Below are 22979 nucleotides of genomic sequence, written 5' to 3' on the forward strand. Positions count from 1 at the left end.
AAGACAGGTGAAACAAGACTTATATTACAGGAGACAGTATGCAGCTTTATTTACGAAATAAAATTAATGTAGATGGTCAAGCAGAAGTTATTGAGCAGGCCTATCCTGTTGAGATAACTGAAAAAAACGGCTTTTCTTATCTGATTTTTATAAATGAGGAAGATGAAAAAGTTATCATTAAGTGCAGTGATGAGGAGATTCTTGTGACGCGCTTTTCCAGTCCTAAATCTACTATGCGTTTTCATAAGGACAAAAAAGCCTTGGCTAGTCTTCCTACACCTGTAGGAATTCAGCATTTTGTAACAGAGACCAGCCTGTTTAAAGTGGAAGAGCAGTCTGTCCAGATTGATTATGTTTTGAAAAATACAGATCCAGAGTCACAGGCAATTTTTGCCGAGTATCAATTAAGCCTGAATTGGAAATAGAAAAGAACGAATGAATTTTGCAGTAGTCTTATTTGCAGAACTCATTCGTTTTTTTGATGCCATTTTATATAAAATCTTTTGTTCTAGTTTTAAGTCTGCTTTCCTATTACAGAGAAAAATTTGCAGCCATACTATTTGTGTAATAAGGTTTTAGAACATGAAGGATATAAAACGTTTCAAAAAGAAACTAAAAATAAAGAATAGGATAAATGCCTGAACTTTATTTTTTTATGTTTCATTTTGTTTCGTATTTCCCTGCAAAAACCTTCTAAACATTTATCAAAATAGTATAATTATGGTTGTCAAAAACAAGAAATTCCCTTTTTGGGTAAAGGAGGATCACACATGAATACTATTGAGCTAAAAGGAATCATTACTCCCATTTTGACTCCGATGCGGGATGATGAGTCGGTAAATTTGGATGAACTGCGAAATCAAATTGAACGTCTGATTGAAGGTGGCGTGCATGGAATTTTTCCATTTGGAACAAATGGAGAAGGTTACATTTTAAGCTATGACGAAAAAATTGACGTTTTGAAAACTACCATTGAACAAGTTAAGGGAAGAGTTCCTGTTTATGCTGGTACAGGATGTATTTCTACTAAAGAGACTATCCAATTAAGTAAGGCTGCACAGGAATTGGGAGCAGATGTTTTATCTATTATCACCCCAAGTTTTGCCCTTGCTTCCCAAAAAGAACTTTATGATCACTATGCAGCGGTTGCCAAAGAAGTGGACTTACCGATTGTTTTATATAATATTCCAGCGCGGACAGGGAATAAACTTCTGCCTGAAACTGTTGAAAAATTAGCTCGCGATGTTGATAATATCATCGGCGCAAAGGATTCTAGCGGTGATTGGGACAATCTCAAAGAATACATCCACAGGACGAAAAATCTAGATAAGAAATTCTTTGTACTGTCTGGAAATGATGCTTTAATTTTGCCAGCTTTAAAAGAAGGCGGAACGGGAGGAATTGCAGGCTGTTCAAATGTCTATCCGCATGTTCTTTCATCAATTTACGATCTTTTCCAAGAAGGAAAACTTGAAGAAGCTCAGCAAGCTCAAGACTCTATTGCCGATTTCAGAGCTGTTTTCCAATATGGCAATCCAAATACTGTTGTCAAAACAGCTGTAAAATTATTAGGCTATCCTGTTGGTGACTGCCGCCGGCCATTCAATTATTTACCAAAAGAAGGAATAGATGCTTTAAACGCTGTTTTAGCAGCTAATAAAGAAAAAGGAATGCGTTAATCTAAAAGCAAGTAAAGGAGGAAATTATGACAAGTCAAATGATTATGGCATTAGCAATTACTGTCTTTATGATTATTTTAATTATGAGAGACAGATTGCCGTTTGGTGCTCCGCCGCTTATTGCCTTGCTTTTGTTGGTTGTGACAGGGGTAACTGATATTAAAGGTGCTTTTGCAGGTTTTGCCAATTCAACAATTATGATGCTGGCTGCTTTTATGGCCATTATTGCTGCCTTACAAAAGACAAGTTTTATTACTAAATTTAAAGCAGCCATGTTTAATATGGCTAAAAAGGGCGGTTATAAAGCTTATATCCTATTGATTGTCATTGTCATGCTGGGAACAAGCTTGTTTGGGACAGGCTCTACAGCTTATTATGTTTTAGTAATTGGGCTTTTGTCTGCTTTGCCTGAAAATAAAGCGCTTGCTCCGTCCAAGGTCTTGATGCCTGCAGGTTTTGCTGCCAATCACCCCTTGGTGCCATTTAATACGGCCTTACAATATGGGATTACTGTTGCCGTTCTGGACGCTGCTGGAGCGGCCACTAAGGTTAACCTGGTAAAATTTTCAATTGTAAACCTCATTCTTTCTTTAGGTTTCCTTGCATGGTCAATTTTAGCCTATAAATTTTTACCAGAACATCCAATATCTAAAGGCTCTTCGGATAAAGAAGCAGATCAACTAGAGGAAACTCATCTGACAAAAAAACAAGAACTCGTAACTTATTTGTCTTTTGCACTTGCTGTAGTTGGAATGGTTTCACAAAGTTATATAGGTGATGCTGGCTATGCTTTGACAGGTATTGCGGTTATCCCAATTTTCTTAGTAGGTGTCTTAGATTTTAAAGAAATCAGAGATGCTATCAGCGCACCGATAATTATCATGTCAGCTGGTGTTATTGGTGTGGCAGATGCTTTGGGAGGCACTGGTCTTACAGAAATGGTCGGTAAATCTGTAGCAGGTATGCTCGGCTCTAATATCAATCCTTTCTTATTGATATTTGCTTTCTGTATTTTAACTAGTTTATTAGCTACTTTGACTGGTTCCACGATTGGTACTGTCTATGTATTTGCTCCATTAGCTATTGCAACTTGTTTAAAACTTGGTTTTGATCCGACTGCTGCGGCAACAGCTATCGTTATTTCTGGCTGGTGCGGTCATTTCTTACCTGTAGATGGTATGCCAGCTCTGATTATGGGAACAGGGAATTACACGATGATTGAATTTTGGAAATTTACCATCCCTCAATACTTTATTCGTTTATTTGCACTTACAGCAGGAGCTTTGCTCCTATTCCCAGTTTAATATTGACGAGGTTTCATCATGAAAAATACATTTGAATTAGCCCACATTGGGATTAATACGGAATCTGAAGAAGAAGCATTAGAACTAGCCAAATTATTAAGTCTAATGTTTAACTTAGAACCTAGACACGGAATGAAGTCAGAATTTGCAGGCAGTTATTTTGAATGCCTCAAGCGTCCATATCTAGGTAAAAACGGTCACGTTGCCATGATTACTGCAGATGTAGAATCTGCTGTTGAAGAATTAAAGGAAAAAGGATTTAGTTTTTTAGATGACACGATTCAGTTGACTGAAGATGGGAAACTAAAAAATATTTACCTTGATGGCGAATTTGGTGGATTTGCTATTCATATTTTAAGGAAATAAGATGAATGACAAAAAGAGAGGGAAAAGACAACAATGATGTTAAAATGAACTCTAAAAAGGGAAGTTGGACAAAGTCCAACCTCCCAGACTGAAGAAAAAGTCAATTTTTATCAAAAGAACTATTGTGTTATGATACTTTCCTTAGGTAGCGCGGACGGTAGCAACTTCCTTTGGAATTTCATACCTAGATTTTGAGCCCAAGTCTCAAAATCTCCGAACGCCAGAAATAAGTGATTTCTGGCGTTTTTGCTACAGCGGAAAGTATCTGGGTCAGACTCATTTAATTCGCCTATTTTCTTATAGATTGTGAATTGATATTATCCTAAGCTGTGTGTGCTTGTGAAATGCTAACTATAGAGTTTGTCTACAACCTGTGAGGTTGGACAAAGTCCAACCTCCTTTAATTATTTAAGATATAGCAGTTTGACGCAGTGGTTGGGGGTGGGACGACAAAATCGAAATCGTAATGTTATTACGATTCAACTTGAAGACAAAGTCTTTTATGAGACTTTCCTTAGGTGATACGGACGGCAGCAACTTCCTTTGGAATTTTATGCCTAAGATTTGAGCCTAAGGTCTCAAATCTTCCGAGTGGCAGAAACAATGGGGTTTCTGCCACTTTTATCACGGCGGAAAGTCTCGGATTAAGGCTCGCTTCGCTCGCAAACCAAAGCCATTGAATTGATATTTGAAGAGCTTCAAAGCATGTTTGCATTGAAAAATGTGTTTGTCTATACTCTGAATCGTAATGTTATTACGATTTACCGATTTTTGTCCCACTCTCACTTTATTTTGAGATAGCGCCAAAGCGTCGTTCGGCTGATACCTAATTGTTTTGCGGTCTTTGTTTGATTTCCTTTATTATACTCAAGGACAGTGCGTACAATATCTTGACTGTAATCGAAGAGGCTCTTTTCCTCAATAATTGCTGGTGCATATTTCTTGGAATGATTTGAGGGATTTAGCTGCAGGTGGTTCTGATGTCTGCGTTCCTCGGATAGAACCTCTATTACTGCATTTTCTAAAATATAGTAAGAATTGGCAGATAGTACCAGCTTTTTAATGACTCTTTCCAACTGATAAAAATTACCAGTCCATTGGAATTCTTGAAGAGTATGCATGGCTTGAGGTTCAAAACCGATAACCTGCGTGTGGCATTCGATATTGGCTTTGTTAAGCTGAAGGGTAATAATACTTGCTAATTCTGTACGGCGTTCAGATAATGAAGAGGAGTAGAGACTGGCACAGTTCAGTTCCTGCATAATTTCCTTAAAAATTAGTTTATCAGGATCAGCCTTTTTGGTTGTATAGGTGAATATAATGTTTTGTCTTTGCAATAAACTGCTGCTTTTTATAAGTTCTAAAAGTTTGCGCAGATCCTCCAGAGACAGCTGTTCACAATTCTGAAAGAGAAGGGTGTTGCCAGAGTAAAGCAAGGGGGAGTTACTGGTGTGGCTAAGATATTTCCACAGGCGTTCACCAAATAATTTACAATTTATACTGATCAGATTTGCTGTATGGTATTGAAATTTCAAGAAACAGGAATAGGCAAGGCTTGTTTTTGTCGTTCCTTCTTCTCCAAAAATCATCATGGCGTTATAATGTTTTAGAAGCTGAGACATGAGAACGAGATTTTTCTCTTGAATAAAAGAAGCAAAAAGCAAGTTCTGAGATATCTTATCTTCAATTTCTGAACGACTGCTGAATGTGACACCGAATTGCTGATGAATTAAAGGAGGGGTTACCATTTTTAATTCACAATGGTAATAAGTCTGGTCATTGAGGGTTAAAATATTGCATCTAACCTGATAGGTTTGCCCTTTGTGCGTATGGTAGAGCTGCTGGTTATCCAGATGCTTTTGCTTTTTTAGGAAACGGATTAAAGTATGGGTAAGTTTTGCTGAGAGATTGGAGGAGACAGGTGTGAAGTCTTGGTTTAAGACTAATGTTGCCAGTGCCTGCTTTGAGAGTACCTCTTGAAGCAAATTTCGCTGAGTTTCTATTTTTTGAATATATTTAGTAAAGGTTATAGCCTGCTGATAAGCCGTTTTGATACTTTCTAATCCAGAAGTAATTAAAATAGTATTTAATGACAGTCTAAGAGCTGTATGGTTAGTAATGGCATCACAAAGAACTAACTCACAGCCTTCTTCCTTGAGTTTTATCAGGGTATCAGCAGTCTGCTCAGGCTGATCAATGGTGATAATCTTGATGTTATATTGCAGAACATCACAAATAAGATGAGCATTTTTAGTAATGCTTTCATAGCCAACAATTGCTATGTTTTGGCTGTAATTGTAAGCTAATTTGATACTGCTCAAGATATCATAAATAGAAATTGAAACATCAATTACAGGTATATCAACAGCGTCTTGAATAAGATGGGCTGTACCTCCGCGAGAGATAATAGCATCATAATCATTATGAGCCAATTGCACAGCTAAGTCCCTTCCCTCTTGCAGATTCGCATTAAACACATCAATGGATAATGAATCAAATTGCTGAGCAACCAGATTCATAGAATGGTTTAATTCCTCATAGGGAGCAATACCGAGTAAACGAATAGGTCTCATAGCAGCCTCCTGTTTCATTTGTAAACTATTATATAAATATTCTGAAAAAAATTCAATATTCTTTATGTTGGTTCAAAAAAAGACAATTATTTTTTTTGAAACCTAGTATTTTTTTCTTACAAAGTATAAACTAGGACTATAACTAATCAAAGGAGGTGTTGCAGTGTTACAGCTGTTAGTTTTGGCTGATGATTTTACGGGTGCCCTTGATACAGGAGTTCAATTTTCAAGTCAAGGTATCAATACACTAGTAACAACCAATCAATCAGTAGACTATGCTAGTTTGGAAGACGAAATAGAAGTATTGGTCATCAATACAGAAAGTCGTTATCTGTCCTTTGAAGATGCCTACCAGCTAGTCAGCAAAATTTTATCTGATGCTAAAAATTACGGCATCCCTTATTTCTATAAAAAGGTGGATTCGGCCCTTAGAGGAAATATCAGTAGTGAGATAAAAGCGCTTTTAGACCAATTTCCCGAGAAAAAGGCAGCAATGGTCCCTGCCTACCCAGCTATTAAGCGGGTAGTTCGGGGAGGAAAACTGTATATTGATGGGGTGCCAGTTTCAGATAGTGTCTTTGCTAAAGACCCTTATGAGCCTGTAACGGAAAGCGACATTGCCAAGCGTCTCAATCAGGAGGCTGCTATTGAAACTTCACTGGTAAGCGGCCAATCCTTCTTGAAAGCTAAGCAGCAATTGCTTTTATTTGATAGTGAAACCGAAAGAGACATAGAAGAAGTTGCAGCTAACCTCTATCAGCAAGACCAGCTGTCAGTCACTATTGGCTGTGCAGGCTTTGCCAAGTATTTGGTCAAGCAGCTTTTTCCTAAAAAGGAAGTTGTAAGACCGCAGCTTACTAAACCGCTCCTTGTTATCTGTGGCTCAGTTAATCCGATTACTAGACAGCAGATTGAATACGCTCAAGAGAAACACCACTTACGTATTTCCTTAAGTTCTCAGGAATTGTTGGAAGAAAATTATTGGCAGAGTGATAGCGGCCAAAATCAATTAGAGACTTATTTAGAAAATATCTCACAAAGTGATTTAGCTATTATTGAAACGCTGGATGAGAAAACCAGCCGTGACATTGTGGCCTATGCTCAAGCACAGGGCTTAGATAAAAATGCTATTCGTTTTAAAATCGGCCGGTCCCTAGGCGAACTCACAGAGCAGCTTTTAGAGAAAGAGTTGGTGCGGACTTTTCTTTTTACAGGCGGCGATACGCTTTATCAGTCAATGCAGGTATTGCAGATTGATCAGATAAAGCCGCTATGTGAACTTAGTGCGGGCGTCGTTTTAGCCGAATTGGTTTGGAAAGACAAGGTGATTCAGGTCATCACAAAATCCGGTGGTTTTGGACATCGAGAATTATTTGAAGATATTAACAAAATGGTACAAAAGGAGGAAAACCATGTTAACTGATTACAGTTTAAAAATGCCTAAAAATGTATTGGCTGGAGAGCATGCCTTGGAGGAGATAAAGACTGTTATTCCAGCTGCCACAAAAAAAGTTGTGATTTTCACCGATAAGGGGATTATCAAGGCCGGTTTGGTTAAACTGCTTGAGGAAGTTTTGATGGATTTGGGCTTCCCTTATACAATCGTATCAGACATTCCTGCAGAACCGACTTATGAACAAGTGCAGAAGGTAGTCGATCAGTTTAAGGCTGAAAAGGCTGATTTTATCATTGCAATTGGCGGTGGTTCAGCCATGGACTCGGCTAAACTAGCCTCCATTCTTTCAACAGATGACTACGGTGTTAAGGATTTACTGGACAATCCGCTGTTAGCTAAAAAACAAGTGGCTAGTTTGTTAATTCCAACAACAGCAGGGACTGGTTCTGAAGCAACTCCTAATGCGATCGTATCTGTTCCTGAGAAAAACCTTAAGATTGGCATTGTTAATGCCGAAATGATTCCAGATTTTGTTGTTTTGGATGCTCGCTTTATTAAAAATCTGCCAGCACGCATTGCAGCGGCTCCTAGTGTAGATGCTATGTGCCATGCCATTGAATGTTTCACATCGAAAAAACGCAATCCTTTTTCCAATTCATTTGCCCTAGAGGCCTTTGACTTGATTTTTAATAACATCGTGGAAGCAACTCTAAATCCAGATGCTATGGAGGCTAAGAAAAAGATGCTGATTGCAGCTTTCTACGCTGGCGTTGCTATTACGGCCTCTGGTACAACGGCCATTCATGCCCTGTCTTATCCATTGGGCGGTAAATATCATATTGCGCATGGTGTCTCTAATGCCATTCTTCTCATGCCGGTTATGAAATTTAATGAGCCAGCTATTAAGGAATACTTGGCAGAAGCTTATGACCGTGTGGTTCATGATGGCGATAAATCGCTGTCAGTTGATGAAAAATCTCAGTACATCATTCAGGAAATGGATCGAATTGTTGAAGTTCTCCAAATTCCAAAGAGCTTAACAGAGTTTGGTGTTCCAAAGAGTGATTTGGAAGAATTAGTTGCTTCTGGTATGGAAGTTCAGCGGCTGTTGGTGAATAATATGCGTCCAGTGACAGCAGACGATGCGCGTGCCATTTATCAGCAAGTTTTGTAAATAAAAAGAAGACAATAAGGAGGGAAAGATGTCTAAAAAAATTATTGGTATTACCATGGGAGATCCTGCCGGAATTGGCCCTGAGATTTCAATAAAGGCCTTTAATAAACCTGAACTTTATGAACGCTGTCAGCCGCTTTTGGTTGGTGATGCTTCTGTTTTAACTTATTATTTAAAGGAACATCCTGAACTGAACTTAGCAGTTAATCTTATCCAAAATCCTAAAGACGGTAAATATGAATATGGCACGATTGATTTAATTGATTTAGCTGTTGTTGATATGGCTGACTTTGAGATTGGTCAAGTGTCAACAACTGGCGGCGATGCTGCTTTCCAATATGTTAAAAAGGTTATTGAGCTGGCCTTGGCTAAGGAAATTGATGCGACCGTTACCAACCCGCTCAACAAAGAAGCCATGAATGCTGCTGGTCACCACTATGCTGGTCATACTGAGATTTATGCGGATCTGACTGGAACAGATAAATACACGATGATGCTGGCTGACGGCAATCTTCGTGTTGTCCATATTTCGACCCATGTTTCACTGCGTGAAGCATGTGACCGTGCGACTAAGGAACGTGTTTTGGACGTTATTCGCATTGCTGATAAGGCTTGTAAGAATCTCGGCATTAAAAATCCAAGAGTTGCTGTTGCAGGTCTCAATCCTCATTGTGGTGAAAACGGACTCTTTGGCCGCGAAGAAATCGAACAAATCAATCCGGCTGTTGAGATGGCTAAGGCTGAGGGTATCAATGTGGAAGGCAGTCTTCCAGCAGATACGCTTTTCTCTAAGGCTAATGGCGGCATGTATGATATTGTCGTGGCTATGTATCATGATCAAGGACACATTCCTTTGAAATTGCTTGGTTTTGTCTATGATCAGGAAAAAGGAGCTTGGCAGGCTGTTCAAGGTGTCAATATCACACTGGGATTGCCGATTATCCGCGCTTCTGTGGATCACGGAACAGCCTTTGATCAGGCTGGAAACTGGACGGCTAGTGAGCTGAGTCTGGAAAATGCCATTGATTATGCCATTCGCTTAGCAGAAAATTCATCAGATTGATTATAAAGCCCTTTCATGTAAATGAACCAGTGAGCTTTACAAAAGCTGTTATTAAATTAGAAGTAGAATAAAGAGGTGAACTATGGTTACAGAACTACCGAAAGTAAGAATTTCAGATCCTAATGGAATTGTTTATCGGGATGATTTTTTAGGTGTTGATTTTGCCTTGATTCCAACTGGAGGTAAGGCAACGGCCCATGCGCCAGCTCTGATTGAAACCCAAGACGGTGGACTCTTATGTGCCTGGTTTGCAGGTTCGTTTGAAGGCAGCGGCGACATTTCCATTGCTGTTTCTAAACTCAATCCAAAAAAGCAGGTTTGGTCTGTTCCTAAAATTGTTTCCAAGGGTAAAGACCGAAGCGAGCAAAACCCTGCCTTTTTCCGTGCTCCAGATGGTCAAATTTGGCTAATCTACACGTCTCAGCTCAGCCGCCAGGAAGGTAAAGATAACATGCAGTTTACCTCTGTGATTATGGTTCAAAAATCAAGCAATGAAGGTCAGACATGGGAAGAGCCAGAGGTTCTTTTCCCAGAAGAAGGAACCTTCTCGCGTCAAGCCATTCAGATTTTGAGTAATGGCCGTTGGATTTTTGCAACCTGGCTGTGTGAAGATTCGGCTGAAGGCTTGACCAATGACCCTACAGAATTTCGAGTGTCTGATGATGCTGGCCAAACATGGAAGCGTGTCCGTATGCCTGAAAGCAATGGCCGGGTGCATGCTAATCTGATTGAGGTTGAGGCAGGGCATTTAGTGGCCTTCATGCGCAGCCGTTTTGCAGATAATATTTATATCAGTGAATCTTACGATTTTGGTGATACATGGAGCGTACCACAAAGGACTGTTCTACCTAACAATAATGCCAGCATTAGCGCTATTAAGCTGCAGTCAGGTGAGATTGCTCTGGCTTACAATGTTAATGCCACCCGCCATCCGGAATTTGGTAAGGTTGCCTGGCCAGGTCTTCGCAATCCAGTAGCTGTCTCTGTGTCAGAAGACCTTGGTAAAACCTGGCCTATCGGTCGTGTCTTTGAAGCAGCCGAAGGGTTTATTGGGGAAGAAAACAAGACCAACAATGCCCAGTATGAATATCCGACGCTTTACCAGACCAAAGACGGGCTGCTGCATCTTGTTTATGCTTATAAGAACAGGCTTTGTGTCAAATATGTACGCTTTTCGCTTGCAGATGTTTTCGGTGAAAAACGAGAAGCAGATGCTGTTTATAACCCAACATCTGGAGAAGGGGTAAAAAAGGCTTAAAATTTCCTTGTTGACTGAACATTGATAAAATCGTGAAAAAATAAATGAAGCGCTTTTATCATTTTTCATTATTGAAAAGGCTTTTATTTATGGTATAATGAAAACTATCAAGGGAGTAGCTAGCGGTTTTGCCGTGATGTTGTCGTCAATACGAAACTGTTTTCCGGCAACATATTAAATAGCGAGACTTGTTTATCAAATAAACAGGTCTTTTTCTTTTAAAGACCGAGAAGGAGAATAATTTTGTCGAAGAAACAAAGAAAAGAAGCTTTCTACGTCCAAGACGAAGAGACTGTCTTATCCGGTTTGGAGACTTCTAAAAAGGGTCTGACGACTGCTGAGGCTAAGCAGCGTTTAGCTGATTACGGACACAATGAACTGGATGAGGACGAAAAACGTTCGATATTCGCTAAGTTCATGGACCAGTTCAAAGACTTAATGATTATCATTTTGCTGGTTGCTGCCGTGCTTTCAGTGATTACTGAAGGGATGGAAGGCCTGACAGATGCTATCATTATCCTTGTGGTTGTTGTCCTCAATGCAGCCTTTGGTGTTTACCAAGAAGGGCAGGCAGAAGCAGCTATCGAAGCTCTCAAATCCATGTCCAGTCCCTTGGCGCGTGTTCGCCGCGATGGACATGTAGCTGAGGTTGATTCTAAGGAATTGGTACCGGGTGATGTCGTCTTGCTGGAAGCTGGCGATGTTGTGCCGGCAGATATGCGGCTTTTAGAAGCAGCTTCGCTGAAAATTGAAGAGGCAGCCTTAACAGGTGAATCAGTTCCTGTCGATAAAGATTTGACGGCTGAAATTGCTGAGGACGCTGGAATTGGTGACCGTTTAAACATGGCCTATCAAAATTCCAATGTTACTTATGGCCGTGGTATGGGTGTGGTTACCAATACTGGAATGTATACCGAAGTTGGTCACATTGCAGGTATGCTGGCAAATGCAGATGAAACAGACACACCGCTTAAGCAAAATCTTAATCAGCTGTCTAAAGTATTAACGTATTTGGTTGTAGCCATTGCTATTGTTACCTTTATTGTCGGTGTCTTTGTCCGCAAGGAACCGCCTTTGAAAGGCTTGATGACTGCGGTTGCCTTGGCCGTGGCTGCTATTCCTGAGGGACTTCCAGCCATTGTTACCGTAGTGCTTTCTTTGGGAACCCAAACCTTGGCTAAACGCAAGTCTATTGTGCGTAAGCTTCCAGCTGTTGAAACCCTCGGGTCAACTGAAATCATTGCTTCCGATAAGACTGGTACTCTAACCATGAACCAGATGACGGTTGAAAAAGTTTACTACAGCGGCCAGCTGGTAGATGCCAATGACGATATTGATGCTAATAATATGGCTCTTCGGGTCATGAATTTCGCTAATGACAGTAAGCTTGATGCCAATGGAAATTTATTGGGAGATCCGACAGAAACAGCTCTTGTCCAATACGGTTTGGATCATAATTTTGATATTCGCGATGTTCTTCAAAGAGAGCCGCGTGTGGCTGAGCTGCCCTTTGATTCTGACCGCAAACTGATGTCAACCATCCATAAGCTGGATCAAAGCAAGTATCTTGTTGCGGTCAAAGGAGCACCTGATCAGCTTCTTAAACGCATCACACAGATTGAAGAAAACGGAAATGTCCGTCCGATTACTGAAGAGGACAAAAAGACCATTCTTGCAACCAATAAATCGTTGGCCAAGCAAGCTCTCCGTGTTCTTATGATGGCCTACAAGTATGAGGATCAGATTCCGACTTTAGAAACAGAAATCGTTGAAAACAATCTGATTTTTGCTGGTCTGGTAGGAATGATTGACCCAGAACGTCCGGAAGCTGCTGATGCTGTGCGTGTTGCTAAGGAAGCTGGTATCCGTCCGATTATGATTACAGGAGACCACCAAGATACAGCGGAAGCTATTGCTAAGCGTCTGGGCATCATTGAGGATGATGGTATTGATCATGTGTTCACAGGTGCTGAACTCAATGAGCTTTCTGATGAAGAGTTCCAAAAAGTCTTCAAACAATATTCTGTTTATGCGCGTGTGTCTCCAGAACACAAGGTTCGTATTGTTAAGGCTTGGCAAAATGAAGGCAAGATTGTTGCCATGACTGGTGACGGGGTTAATGATGCGCCGTCTCTGAAAACAGCCGATATTGGTATCGGTATGGGAATCACTGGTACTGAAGTGTCTAAGGGTGCTTCTGATATGGTTCTTGCCGATGATAACTTTGCAACCATCATTGTTGCTGTGGAAGAAGGACGTAAGGTCTTCTCCAATATTCAAAAATCTATCCAGTATCTGCTTTCAGCTAATATGGCTGAGGTCTTCACTATCTTCTTTGCTACCCTGTTTGGCTGGGATGTGCTTGAGCCGGTTCATCTGCTTTGGATCAATCTGGTAACAGATACCCTGCCAGCGATTGCGCTTGGGGTTGAACCTGCTGAGCCCGGTGTTATGAGACATAAGCCGCGCGGACGTAAATCAAGCTTCTTCTCTGGCGGTGTTATGGGAGCAATTATTTATCAAGGTCTCTTGCAGACACTTCTGGTGCTTGGCGTTTATGGATGGGCTCTGCTTTATCCGGAACACTCAGCCATGCGAGATGTCCATGAAGATGCCTTGACCATGGCCTTTGCCACTTTGGGATTGATCCAGCTGGTTCACGCTTATAATGTTAAGTCCGTTTACCAATCTGTCTTTAAGGTCGGACTGTTCCGCAATAAGCTCTTCAACTGGTCCATTCCTTTAGCTTTCATCATTTTGATGGTTACAATCGTTGTTCCAGGCTTTAATAAGTTCTTCCATGTAGCACATTTAAGTGTTACTCAGTGGCTGGCTGTTATTATAGGAAGTCTGCTCATGCTTGTTATTGTTGAAGTGGTAAAAGCTGTTCAACGTATCACAGGACAGGATCAAAAAGCTATTTAAAAATCTGAGGAAAGCTGCGAAGCTTTCCTTTTTATATGACCGCAGTTTAAAGGCTTCTAATCAGACTGTACTTTTAGGCTGAATAAATGTTCTCGGCAAAAATTTATGGTAAAATAGGGATACTTTTATGTAATTTAGAAAGAAAGTAATGACTCAAATTTTTGCCCATAGGGGAAGCAAGTCCAACCGTCCGGAAAATACTCTGGCTGCTTTTGCGGAGGCTGTCCGAGTAGGCAGTGATGGTATTGAACTTGATGTTCACCGAACCAAAGATAAGCAGTTGATTGTCATCCATGACGAGTCTGTTGATCGCACCACGAATGGTCGGGGACTTGTAAGGCAGTTAACTTTGCAGCAGATTAAAGACCTCGATGCTGGTTCTTGGTTTCACCCAGACTATTTTCGCGAGAAAGTCCCGACCTTAGAAGAAGTCTTAGATTTCTTGGAAGAACAGCAGTTTACAGGTATTCTAAATATCGAACTAAAGACAAATAAATACCCCTATCCCAAGATTGAAAAGCAAATTGCTCAAGTGATTCAGGCTAAAAACCGCTCCTTTTCTCACATGTATTCTAGTTTTAATTTTTTCAGTCTGTTTTTGATGAAAAAGCATGACCCTCAGGCTGAACGAGCTTACTTGATGAAATTTCAGTCCTTTTATTATTGGCTGGGGAGGCATTTGCCTTTTATTGAGACTGTGCATTGCCACCATTCTTTTTTTCTGAATCGCAAACTCAAAAAGGTTAAAGACAAGCCATTTAGGCTCTGGACCGTCAATAAAAGCAGTGACATGAAAAGAGCTTATTTAGCTCATGTTAAGGGGATTATTACGGATAAGCCTGAGAAGGCCTATAAAGTCAGAGAATCTTTAAAAAACAAATAATTAAGATTGAAGAAGGAGCTCTTGTTAGTCCTATCTTTAATTTTTTTATGCAGGACTAGACATACAGAATAATCACAAAAAATTGCATATAAAAACTAAAATCGCTAGAAAGAGCAGCCAAATTTGGAAGCTTTCTAGCGATTTTTATAGTTTTAAAGCTCAAAAATAGTCATGGAGTTAAGGAATTCTTTTGATAAATGCCTATTTTTATAGTCTTGGAACTCTTTTAAATGCTTAATAGCGTTGTAGCGTCTGCTGAGATTCCAGCTGCCTGTGGGGTTGTATTCAGGATGCTGATTGACAAAATCAATGGTTAAGTTCCATTCTCGGATGTAGCCAAGCGGTCTTGAATGATAAGTGACCCCATCGAGAGAGACATCACCGAAACTCCTGTGAGCATGGCCGAAAGCAACATCTTTAATCTGGTGCTGGACAAAAAGATCATGGAATTTCTGGCTGCCCAAAAAAGCATTGAAGGGCGCAAACCGCGGATGGGTCATAAGAAAACGTTGGTGGGGTACAAAATGCATGGCAACAATCAATTTTTGATTTTCTAAGGTGGTCAAAGTCTGATGGAGTTTTTCCAGAGACTCTTGGACGATTACAGGGTCATCTTGCAGCCGCTGCAGGCGTCGGTCAAACCAGAAGGTTTTTTTCAGGCGTTCAATTTTAGCAGGATCCTGGCTGGAAAAAGAATAGTCATACCAAGCATGTAGGGCCAGCAAAGAAGCCTCGCCTATCTCGTGTGTCTGAAAATCAAGGGTTTGAATCTGTTTCTCCTCCAAATCCAACATGTCATGATTTCCTAAATTGTAGGTCACTTTGACATCTTTTTCGAGCTCTTTCACAAAGGGTAGTGTCTGGCTGTAAAAATGGTTGGAAATATCTCCTGCCAGATGAAGATGATCAATTTTTTGTGTCTGCAGCAATTGTTTAATAGTTTGGATTTCAAAATCTCCAAAATGATTGAGATCAATATGGAGGTCACTCATAATAGCAAGTTTTGTCATAAAAGTATTGTACCACGATTTTTGGCAAAGAAGCAGGCTAAGGCTTGTGACTGGTTGTTTTTTTGATAATGGAGCAAGTATTTTGACAAAAAACAACAGGATTTAGGGAATTTTGGTAAGAAATTGTTTGATACAAAAAATTTCCAAAGTTATGAAAGACTTTACTATTTTGTTTTTATAGAAAGCGTTTTACAATAGAAATATAAAGAAAGGAGGCGCTTACAGCATGAATCAGAGAAGCAAAGAAATCTTACATTTTCTCATTGAAAAGAATCAAAGTTCGCTGAAAGAATTATCCGATATTCACGGTGTTTCAGAACGGACAATCAGAAATGATATGGCAAGTCTAAATGATTATCTGCAAAACTTGTCCTTCGGTAGCATCGCCGTTAAGAACAAGCAGATAAGAATGGAACTTTGTGTCAGCAAAAAACTGATATGCGAAAACATGAAAAAATTTAATGTTTATGAGTATAAATTCAGCAGCAATGAACGAAGTTTAATTTGCTTACTGATTTTAATTAGCAGTCATGGTTATGTAACGCTGAGTCAGCTGTCTGAAAAACTGCTTGCCAGTCGTTCAACAATAGTCAATGATGTAAAGTCTATGCGAAAGTTAGCCTCTAAACACCACTTAGAAGTTATTTCAAAAGCTAATAAGGGCTACAAGATCGAAGCCAAAGAAGAAGACAGCCGTTCCTTTATTTACAGCGTTATTAGTCAGGATAATTTTACTGCCTTAGAATCTGTCATTTTTGAAGAGGGCTATCAGCACCAGATCAATCTTTCTCTTCTGCAAGACATCGTAACGGCCAGCCGGGATAAATTAAATCTGTCTGAAAAAAAGCTCAACAGTCTTTTAACTTACACCATTATCTGCAGCTATCGCCGCTATAAAGGCTTTGCTTTGACAGAAGACTTTCCTTGCCCGACCAATCTCCTTGAAATCTTTCAAAAGCCTTTCTTAGAAAAAGCCTATCCTTATTTGGACAAGAAGGATCTTGCTTTTATTTTCAATCAGATTTTAGAAGGGGAGCCTCATCAGGTACTTGATGGCGAAATCAATAAGGAAACGCTCAGGATTCAAGTGATAGCCATGGCCTTTATTGAAAAAATAGCCAAGGATTTACAGATTGATTTTAAAGACGATTATATCTTTTATGAAAATTTTTCAGCACACCTGCTGCGCATGATGCGCAAGGAAATAGTTGACAGTGCCTCTTTAGATATCAGTGATCTTATTAAAAACAATCCAAAAATCAAGCAGGTTATTTTGAATAACCTTTACATCATTGAAAAAAATATTGGACGCAAGGCTTCAGCAGCTGAAATTGATTATATTATTATTTATGTTTATGCAGCCATAGAACGTAAGAAGCGAATCGGCAGCAATTTAAGGGCGGCTGTTCTCACTGAACATAAGGCAACAGAAGTTTTCTTTATTGAAAGCAAACTCTTAAGTCAGTTTTCATTTAGTTTAGACATTTACTCTGTTGATGATACTATCCGAGGAGACTATGATCTTATCCTAACGACAACCCCAGTTCCCAACAAGGACTATATTCAAATTTCTCCTTATATTTCTGATGAAGACTATCTTGTAATTGCCCATCATATTAATCGCATTGTGCAGGACAAAGAACTTAGTCAGCTGACCCTTGATAAAGAAACGGCTTCAGCCATTTACCAAATAATTACCGAAGAAATTGACAGCGGTTTTAAAAACAAACAGGACCTGAAAAGACGGATCAGAACCAAGATTTTTACTCATATCAGTCAGGCTGAAGCAGAATCTGAGACAGCGCTCTATGAGTTTTTAACTCCTGAACGCATCAAGTTAGATGTTGAAGCGACTGATTGGCAGGATTCTATTCGGAAGGTTGGTGAAAAATTAATAGCAAAAGGAGACATTACTGAAGACTATTTAAAGGTAGTCATCAACAATATCAAGGAAAACGGTCCTTATGTGGTCATTTCTCAAGGATTTGCCTTTCCTCATGCTCCGCTGGGAGATTATAACAAGAGAACTTCAATGAGTCTAATAAGGCTTAAGAATACTGTTTATTTTGACGATGAAGAGCATGACAATCCTCGAGATATCGCTACTATGCCTGTCAAATATGTCTGCATGCTGTCTATCACTGACAGACGCAAGCATCTCAGGGCAATCTTTAATCTTTTTAACCTTTTGAAAGATAAAGATTTTAGAGAAAAAATGAACTCCTGTCACACAGCACAAGAGATTCATAATCTCATTTACGACAAGGAAAGGCTGCTGGAGTTAAGGAGGTAATAAGGTATGTTTACAGAAGATTTAGTTTTTCTTGATGAAGAATTAAGGACAAGCACAGAAGTGCTGACATTCAGCTTTAATCAGTTAAGGCGTTTGGGTTATGTTAAAGAAGAGTATCTTGCTTCTATTTTGAAAAGAGAAAAAGAGTTTGCAACGGGTCTGATGACCCATGCAGGAATTCATATTGCCATGCCACATACGGAAATAAAATATGCCGAGAAAGAAGGGGTGGTTTTTATACGCTTAAAAAATGAGGTAATCTTTCAGCACATGGTTGATCCAGAAGAGGAGGTTGCAACACGGCTAATTTTTAATATTGTTGTCAAGAATCCCAAGAATCAGGTCATCTTTTTGACCAAACTGATGAAATTATTTCAAAATGAAGAGCTGCTTAACTATCTCTTAACTGAAACAGATAAAACCAACATTGTTAAAACCCTGCAGCAGTTTGTCAAAAACCAATGATAATCGAATACGAAACTAATCTCTTCGGAAAAAAGACCGACTTCCTTGTGTCCAATGACACGGCGTCTGTCGCCTATTTTTCGGTCAGAGATTTTCGCCAAGCGAACCGCTTCTTAGTATCTTAACTTAACTGAATACGGGCTGCGAGCTGTGTCAAAAAGATAGCTCCTCCTAGAGTCCTATGACTCTTCGTCGAACCTCCTATTTTGCCTTTGCTCGCTGACGCCCTTTGCGACACGTCGTTTGGTTAGTCGATCTTACTAACCAAACGACGTTAGCGGGAGAGATAGCCAATTCACTATGGTGATTGGCGTTTGTTATCAAGTGCAAAGCACTTAGATAACAATCCTCTGCCGTATCTTAATAACTGAACACGGCTACGACACTGTGAAATTAGACTCGCCTTCCTAGAATCTTTAGGGATTCTTCGTCAGACTCCCTAAATTTCTTTGAGTCGCTTAACGGCTTAGCGACACGTCGTTTGGTTAGTCGATTTTACTAAGCAAACGACGTTAGCGGGAGAGGTAGGCAATTCACGATGGTGATTGGCGTTTGTTATCAAGTGCAAAGCACTTAGATAACAATCCTCTGCCGTATCTTACGAACTGAACACGGGCTAAAATCCTAGTAAAAAAGATAAACTTCCTTGTGTCTTGATGACACGGCGTCAGTTTCCTATTTTTATACGGATTTCTTAACGCCCTTTGTATCTTAATAACTGAACACGGGCTAAAATCCTAGTAAAAAAGATAAACTTCCTTGTGTCTTAACGACACAGCGTCAGTTTCCTATTTTTATACGGATTTCTTAACGCCCTTTGTATCTTAATTAAAGGAGAAGAAGCATGAAAAAAGTTATTGTAGCCTGCGGCGGAGCGGTCGCAACTTCAACAGTGGCAGCAAACAGAATTAAGGAACTCTGTGACAAGAATGGCATTGATCTTGATTTGGTGCAGTGCCGCATCAGTGAAATTGAATCACATTTGTCTGGTACGGATTTGATTTGCACCACCATGCGGGTCAAAAAAAATTATGATGATATTCCGGTTTTAACGGTTATGGGCTTTATTTCTGGCATCAATGAAGAAAAGCTGGAAGAAGATATTTTGGGATATTTACGATAAAAAGTAAAGGCTTTAAAAAAGAAAGAGGTTAAACTCATGGCATTTTTACAGTATATCATTGATTTAGGCGCATCTGTAATGCTGCCGCTGGTTATTTTTATCATTGCCGTTTGTTTTGGCATTAAGGTCGGGAAAGCTTTTTATTCTGCCATTTCCATTGGGATAGGTTTTGTCGGCATTGGTATTATCGTAGACTTCATGCAGGCCAGCATTGGTCCTGCCGCCAAAGCAATGGCTGAAAATTTTGGTCTAAATCTCAAGGTTGTTGATGTTGGCTGGCCGGGTATGTCACCGATTACTTGGGCTAGTAAAATTGCCTTAATCGCTATTCCTATCGCTATTTTGGTCAATATTGTCATGTTGCTTTTAAAAATGACCCGTGTCGTTAATGTTGACATTTGGAATGTGTGGCATATGACCTTTACCGGAGCAATAGCTTATGCAGCAACTGGCAATTATTGGATTGGTATTCTCGGTGTTATTGTTCATGCTGTTATTGCTTACAAGTTTGGTGATTGGTTCCGCTATGACACTGAGGATTATTTTGGTTTGGAGGGCATAGCAGTGCCTCATGGAACATCAGCCTATATGGCTCCCTTTGCCGTTATGGTGGATGCCATTATTGATAAAATTCCAGGATTAAATAAGATTACTATTGACAGTGATAAAATTGAAAAACGTCTGGGAATCTTTGGTCAGCCTGTTATTGTTGCCTTCTTCCTAGGTATTATTATCGGTATTTTAGCTGGTTATGATGTGAAAGCTATTCTTCAGTTAGCCATTAAGGTTGCTGCCGTTATTTCCTTGATGCCAAAGGTTATCAAGCCAATTATGGAAGGCCTGATGCCTATTTCAGAAGTGGTTAAGGAAAGACTTTCGAAACGATTCAAGGGCAGTGAATTTCTTATCGGTTTGGATCCAGCGATTTTGCTTGGTGACCCGACCGTTGTCTCTGCAGGTTTGATTTTTATTCCGCTCAGTATTGTCATCGCTCTTATTGTGCCGGGAAATCAAGTTTTGCCGTTTGGTGATTTGGCGACTATCGGTTTCTTTATTGCCATGGGAGTGGCAGTGCATAAAGGCAATCTTTTTAGAACCTTAATTTCTGGTTCCATTATTATGTATATTACAGTTTGGATTGCTAATGAATCTGTTGGTCTGACAACTAAATTGGCACAAATGACAGGTACCTTATCTGATACTAGCGGTAAGGTTGCTGCACTTGACCAAGGCGGATCGCCAATTACTTATGTTTTCACACAGCTTTTCCACATGACAAATGCACTGGGACTTGTGGTAATTGCTATTATTTATGCGATTGGGCTGTATATGACTTGGGCTCGTTTTAAAAAATTACAGAAGACTCGAGAAAGTCAGTAATTATTTAAGAAAAAATTGACTGAAAGAAGATGATTGATGATGAAGGCAGTGGTCTTGGTAGAAAATAATAATATTGAAGTAGAGGACATTGAAAAGCCTGTCTTAAAAAAGGCCGGAGATGTTCTAGTAAAAGTTGCTTATGCGGGTATCTGCGGGTCAGATTATGTTCGCTTTTTTGAAAATCAGGCAAAATTTTATCCCATTATTTTAACCCATGAATTTTCAGGTACTGTTGAAGCGAGCAATTCTGATCAGTATCATGTAGGAGATAAGGTAGCCATTATTCCTTTAAAACCTAACTTTAATGATGAGCAAAGCAAAAAAGGAAATTATTCCTTGAGCGAAGGTTATGGTTTTATTGGCTCCCGTGAAAATGGCGGTCTAGAGGAGTATGTCATTATTCCAGAAGAAAACCTTATTCATATTCCAGAAACGATTGACCTTCGGACAGCGGCCTTTATTGAGCCTTTAACGGTTAATCTTCATGGATTTAAGATTGCTGGACTGAAAGACTTAGCCGTTAAAAAGGTTGCTCTTATTGGGATGGGCAGCATCGGTCTTTTAGCCCTTCAGGTCTTGGTGAGCTATGGTTATGATGTGACGGCCTTTGATATCAGCGATGATAAATTAGCTTTATCTAAAAAGCTGGGGGCTAAGGACACGGTCAATACACGGGATAAGGCAGCGCTTGAAGCAGCCTATAATCAGTTTGACTTTGTTGCTGAAACCTCCGGAGCTAATCAAAGTTACTATATAGTCAACAAATTAGCCGCTAAAAAAGGGAGCATTCTTTATATCGGAACGCCGCATAAAGATCTGACCATTGATTTTCAAACATTTGAATTAATTAATCGGAAAGAATTAACGGCATATGGTTCGTGGATGAATTATTCAGCACCGTGGCCGGGAGAAGAGTGGACTGAGGCTGTTAACCTTTTTCAAAAAGGAGCGATCAAGATTGACCCTTTGATTGCAGCAGAGGTTACTTTAGAAACTTTTCCGACAATCTTTGAAGATTATCGCGAGCGTAAAATTGACGGGAAAATTTTTGTCACAGTAAGGGAGGAGAATGCATGAGCAGTTTGAAAAAATTAACAACTCCAAGCGGCATCATTTCGGCTCTGGCCATCGATCAGCGCGGAGCCTTGCGCCGGATGCTTGGTGAGGATGCCTCTCAAGAATCCTTAGAAAATTTCAAGAGTCTGGTTTCGGAAAATTTGACAGCTCATGCCAGTTCTATCTTGCTGGATCCGGAGTTTGGTCTGCCGGCTGCTGCTAAAAGGGATGAGAATTGCGGTCTTCTGATGGCCTATGAAAAAACAGGTTATGACTCTACAGTGGCTGGCCGGCTGCCGAATTTGATTGCCAATCAAAGTGTCAAGCGTCTCAAGGAAGCAGGAGCAGATGCTGTTAAGCTCTTAATTTATGTAGATGTTGACGAAGACAAGGCTATTAACGATTGTAAACAGGCCTTTGTCGAGCGTGTCGGGTCTGAATGTGTTGCAGAAGATTTGCCCTTTTTCCTTGAAATTATCACTTATGATGCTGCTATCTCTGACAAAAGAGAATATGCTAAAATCAAACCGCACAAAGTTATTGAAGCCATGAAGCTTTATGCTGATCCACGCTATCATGTCTCCGTTTTAAAGGTCGAAGTGCCAGTTGATATGAATTTTGTGGAAGGCTTTGGAGATGATTACGTTTATACAAAAGAAGAAGCAGCCGCTTTTTATAAGGAGCAGGCAAAAATAAGCAATCTTCCTTTTGTTTTCTTAAGTGCCGGCGTCAGTGCACAAATGTTTCATGATACTCTTAATTTTGCTAAGGCAAGCGGTTCAACCTTCAATGGTGTCCTTTGCGGCCGTGCAACTTGGGCAGGCGCTGCAAAAGCCTATAAAGAAGCAGGCAGCGATAAGGCTGCTGAATGGCTGCAAACAATAGGAAAATCAAACATTATCGAGCTGGCAAAACTGGTTGAAGAATTGGCAACTCCTATAAAATAAGCAAAGGCTTAATTTTGAATAACCCCAAAGGAGGCAGGACTTTTGTCTTAGCCTCCTTATTTTGTCAAAAGCAAATATGCAGGA

Annotated in this window: 18 protein-coding genes; 16 read left to right on the forward strand and 2 right to left on the reverse strand. The window is 39.9% G+C overall.

Features of this window, described 5'->3' with window-relative positions:
- The first annotated feature begins 38 nt into the window (after positions 1 to 38).
- The 4 genes from SCSH_RS03840 (at position 39) to SCSH_RS03855 (ending at position 3349) form a co-directional block, all read left to right on the forward strand.
- Positions 39 to 425, forward strand: a complete 387-nt coding sequence (locus tag SCSH_RS03840) for a YwiB family protein (RefSeq protein ID WP_057490576.1) — start codon at positions 39 to 41, stop codon at positions 423 to 425.
- A 345-nt stretch (positions 426 to 770) separates the two neighbouring features.
- Positions 771 to 1679: a 4-hydroxy-tetrahydrodipicolinate synthase gene (gene dapA / locus SCSH_RS03845; RefSeq protein ID WP_057490577.1), complete on the forward strand. Its 909-nt coding sequence runs from the start codon at positions 771 to 773 to the stop codon at positions 1677 to 1679.
- Positions 1680 to 1705: 26 nt separating this feature from the next.
- Positions 1706 to 2983: an SLC13 family permease gene (locus SCSH_RS03850; RefSeq protein ID WP_057490578.1), complete on the forward strand. Its 1278-nt coding sequence runs from the start codon at positions 1706 to 1708 to the stop codon at positions 2981 to 2983.
- A gap of 18 nt (positions 2984 to 3001) precedes the next feature.
- A complete protein-coding gene (locus tag SCSH_RS03855) occupies positions 3002 to 3349 on the forward strand; it encodes a hypothetical protein (protein WP_057490579.1) in 348 nt (115 codons plus the stop codon).
- A 782-nt stretch (positions 3350 to 4131) separates the two neighbouring features.
- Here the strand turns inward: SCSH_RS03855 and SCSH_RS03860 are convergent.
- Positions 4132 to 5922: a PrpR N-terminal domain-containing protein gene (locus SCSH_RS03860; protein ID WP_057490580.1), complete on the reverse strand. Its 1791-nt coding sequence runs from the start codon at positions 5920 to 5922 to the stop codon at positions 4132 to 4134.
- Positions 5923 to 6085: 163 nt separating this feature from the next.
- Between SCSH_RS03860 and SCSH_RS03865 the strand changes: the two genes are divergently transcribed.
- The 6 genes from SCSH_RS03865 (at position 6086) to SCSH_RS03890 (ending at position 14621) form a co-directional block, all read left to right on the forward strand.
- Complete coding sequence (locus SCSH_RS03865) at positions 6086 to 7345, forward strand: four-carbon acid sugar kinase family protein (RefSeq protein ID WP_057490581.1); 1260 nt, start codon at positions 6086 to 6088, stop codon at positions 7343 to 7345.
- Complete coding sequence (locus tag SCSH_RS03870) at positions 7335 to 8492, forward strand: iron-containing alcohol dehydrogenase (protein ID WP_057490582.1); 1158 nt, start codon at positions 7335 to 7337, stop codon at positions 8490 to 8492. Before SCSH_RS03865 ends, SCSH_RS03870 begins: the two co-directional genes overlap by 11 nt.
- Before the next feature lie 28 nt (positions 8493 to 8520).
- On the forward strand, positions 8521 to 9555 hold the full coding sequence (pdxA, locus tag SCSH_RS03875) for a 4-hydroxythreonine-4-phosphate dehydrogenase PdxA (RefSeq protein ID WP_057490583.1): 1035 nt from the start codon (positions 8521 to 8523) through the stop codon (positions 9553 to 9555).
- Positions 9556 to 9637: 82 nt separating this feature from the next.
- Positions 9638 to 10813, forward strand: a complete 1176-nt coding sequence (locus SCSH_RS03880; RefSeq protein ID WP_057490584.1) for a sialidase family protein — start codon at positions 9638 to 9640, stop codon at positions 10811 to 10813.
- Between the two features lie 243 nt (positions 10814 to 11056).
- Positions 11057 to 13738: a cation-translocating P-type ATPase gene (locus SCSH_RS03885; RefSeq protein WP_057490585.1), complete on the forward strand. Its 2682-nt coding sequence runs from the start codon at positions 11057 to 11059 to the stop codon at positions 13736 to 13738.
- Between the two features lie 148 nt (positions 13739 to 13886).
- The gene (locus SCSH_RS03890) at positions 13887 to 14621 is read left to right on the forward strand and encodes a glycerophosphodiester phosphodiesterase (protein ID WP_057490586.1); all 735 of its coding nucleotides are present in this window, start codon (positions 13887 to 13889) and stop codon (positions 14619 to 14621) included.
- Between the two features lie 152 nt (positions 14622 to 14773).
- On the opposite strand, the gene SCSH_RS03895 is transcribed toward SCSH_RS03890, so the two are convergent.
- On the reverse strand, positions 14774 to 15631 hold the full coding sequence (locus tag SCSH_RS03895) for a metallophosphoesterase (protein ID WP_057490587.1): 858 nt from the start codon (positions 15629 to 15631) through the stop codon (positions 14774 to 14776).
- 226 nt (positions 15632 to 15857) lie between these two features.
- On the opposite strand from SCSH_RS03895, the gene SCSH_RS03900 reads away from it, so the two are divergent.
- The 6 genes from SCSH_RS03900 (at position 15858) to SCSH_RS03925 (ending at position 22895) form a co-directional block, all read left to right on the forward strand.
- A complete protein-coding gene (locus SCSH_RS03900) occupies positions 15858 to 17924 on the forward strand; it encodes a BglG family transcription antiterminator (protein ID WP_057490588.1) in 2067 nt (688 codons plus the stop codon).
- 6 nt (positions 17925 to 17930) lie between these two features.
- Positions 17931 to 18389 (forward strand): PTS sugar transporter subunit IIA, encoded by a 459-nt coding sequence (locus SCSH_RS03905; protein WP_057490589.1) that lies wholly within the window; start codon positions 17931 to 17933, stop codon positions 18387 to 18389.
- Between the two features lie 844 nt (positions 18390 to 19233).
- Positions 19234 to 19512 (forward strand): PTS galactitol transporter subunit IIB, encoded by a 279-nt coding sequence (gatB, locus tag SCSH_RS03910; protein WP_057490590.1) that lies wholly within the window; start codon positions 19234 to 19236, stop codon positions 19510 to 19512.
- Between the two features lie 36 nt (positions 19513 to 19548).
- Positions 19549 to 20892 (forward strand): PTS galactitol transporter subunit IIC, encoded by a 1344-nt coding sequence (locus SCSH_RS03915; RefSeq protein ID WP_057490591.1) that lies wholly within the window; start codon positions 19549 to 19551, stop codon positions 20890 to 20892.
- 36 nt (positions 20893 to 20928) lie between these two features.
- Positions 20929 to 21969 (forward strand): galactitol-1-phosphate 5-dehydrogenase, encoded by a 1041-nt coding sequence (locus tag SCSH_RS03920; protein WP_057490592.1) that lies wholly within the window; start codon positions 20929 to 20931, stop codon positions 21967 to 21969.
- Positions 21966 to 22895 (forward strand): tagatose 1,6-diphosphate aldolase, encoded by a 930-nt coding sequence (locus tag SCSH_RS03925; protein ID WP_057490593.1) that lies wholly within the window; start codon positions 21966 to 21968, stop codon positions 22893 to 22895. The genes SCSH_RS03920 and SCSH_RS03925 overlap by 4 nt, the downstream gene beginning before the upstream one ends.
- The last annotated feature ends 84 nt before the right edge of the window (positions 22896 to 22979 follow it).

The organism is Streptococcus orisasini (assembly GCF_001431045.1).
Classification (GTDB): domain Bacteria; phylum Bacillota; class Bacilli; order Lactobacillales; family Streptococcaceae; genus Streptococcus; species Streptococcus orisasini.

What these genes read in the sequence shown, in the direction of transcription:
- SCSH_RS03840 (WP_057490576.1), top strand. Translation starts at nt 39, where the DNA reads ATGCAGCTTTATTTACGAAATAAAATTAATGTAGATGGTCAAGCAGAA.
- dapA (WP_057490577.1), top strand. Translation starts at nt 771, where the DNA reads ATGAATACTATTGAGCTAAAAGGAATCATTACTCCCATTTTGACTCCG.
- SCSH_RS03850 (WP_057490578.1), top strand. Translation starts at nt 1,706, where the DNA reads ATGACAAGTCAAATGATTATGGCATTAGCAATTACTGTCTTTATGATT.
- SCSH_RS03855 (WP_057490579.1), top strand. Translation starts at nt 3,002, where the DNA reads ATGAAAAATACATTTGAATTAGCCCACATTGGGATTAATACGGAATCT.
- SCSH_RS03860 (WP_057490580.1), bottom strand. Translation starts at nt 5,922, where the DNA reads ATGAGACCTATTCGTTTACTCGGTATTGCTCCCTATGAGGAATTAAAC.
- SCSH_RS03870 (WP_057490582.1), top strand. Translation starts at nt 7,335, where the DNA reads ATGTTAACTGATTACAGTTTAAAAATGCCTAAAAATGTATTGGCTGGA.
- pdxA (WP_057490583.1), top strand. Translation starts at nt 8,521, where the DNA reads ATGTCTAAAAAAATTATTGGTATTACCATGGGAGATCCTGCCGGAATT.
- SCSH_RS03880 (WP_057490584.1), top strand. Translation starts at nt 9,638, where the DNA reads ATGGTTACAGAACTACCGAAAGTAAGAATTTCAGATCCTAATGGAATT.
- SCSH_RS03890 (WP_057490586.1), top strand. Translation starts at nt 13,887, where the DNA reads ATGACTCAAATTTTTGCCCATAGGGGAAGCAAGTCCAACCGTCCGGAA.
- SCSH_RS03895 (WP_057490587.1), bottom strand. Translation starts at nt 15,631, where the DNA reads ATGACAAAACTTGCTATTATGAGTGACCTCCATATTGATCTCAATCAT.
- SCSH_RS03900 (WP_057490588.1), top strand. Translation starts at nt 15,858, where the DNA reads ATGAATCAGAGAAGCAAAGAAATCTTACATTTTCTCATTGAAAAGAAT.
- SCSH_RS03905 (WP_057490589.1), top strand. Translation starts at nt 17,931, where the DNA reads ATGTTTACAGAAGATTTAGTTTTTCTTGATGAAGAATTAAGGACAAGC.
- gatB (WP_057490590.1), top strand. Translation starts at nt 19,234, where the DNA reads ATGAAAAAAGTTATTGTAGCCTGCGGCGGAGCGGTCGCAACTTCAACA.
- SCSH_RS03915 (WP_057490591.1), top strand. Translation starts at nt 19,549, where the DNA reads ATGGCATTTTTACAGTATATCATTGATTTAGGCGCATCTGTAATGCTG.
- SCSH_RS03920 (WP_057490592.1), top strand. Translation starts at nt 20,929, where the DNA reads ATGATGAAGGCAGTGGTCTTGGTAGAAAATAATAATATTGAAGTAGAG.
- SCSH_RS03925 (WP_057490593.1), top strand. Translation starts at nt 21,966, where the DNA reads ATGAGCAGTTTGAAAAAATTAACAACTCCAAGCGGCATCATTTCGGCT.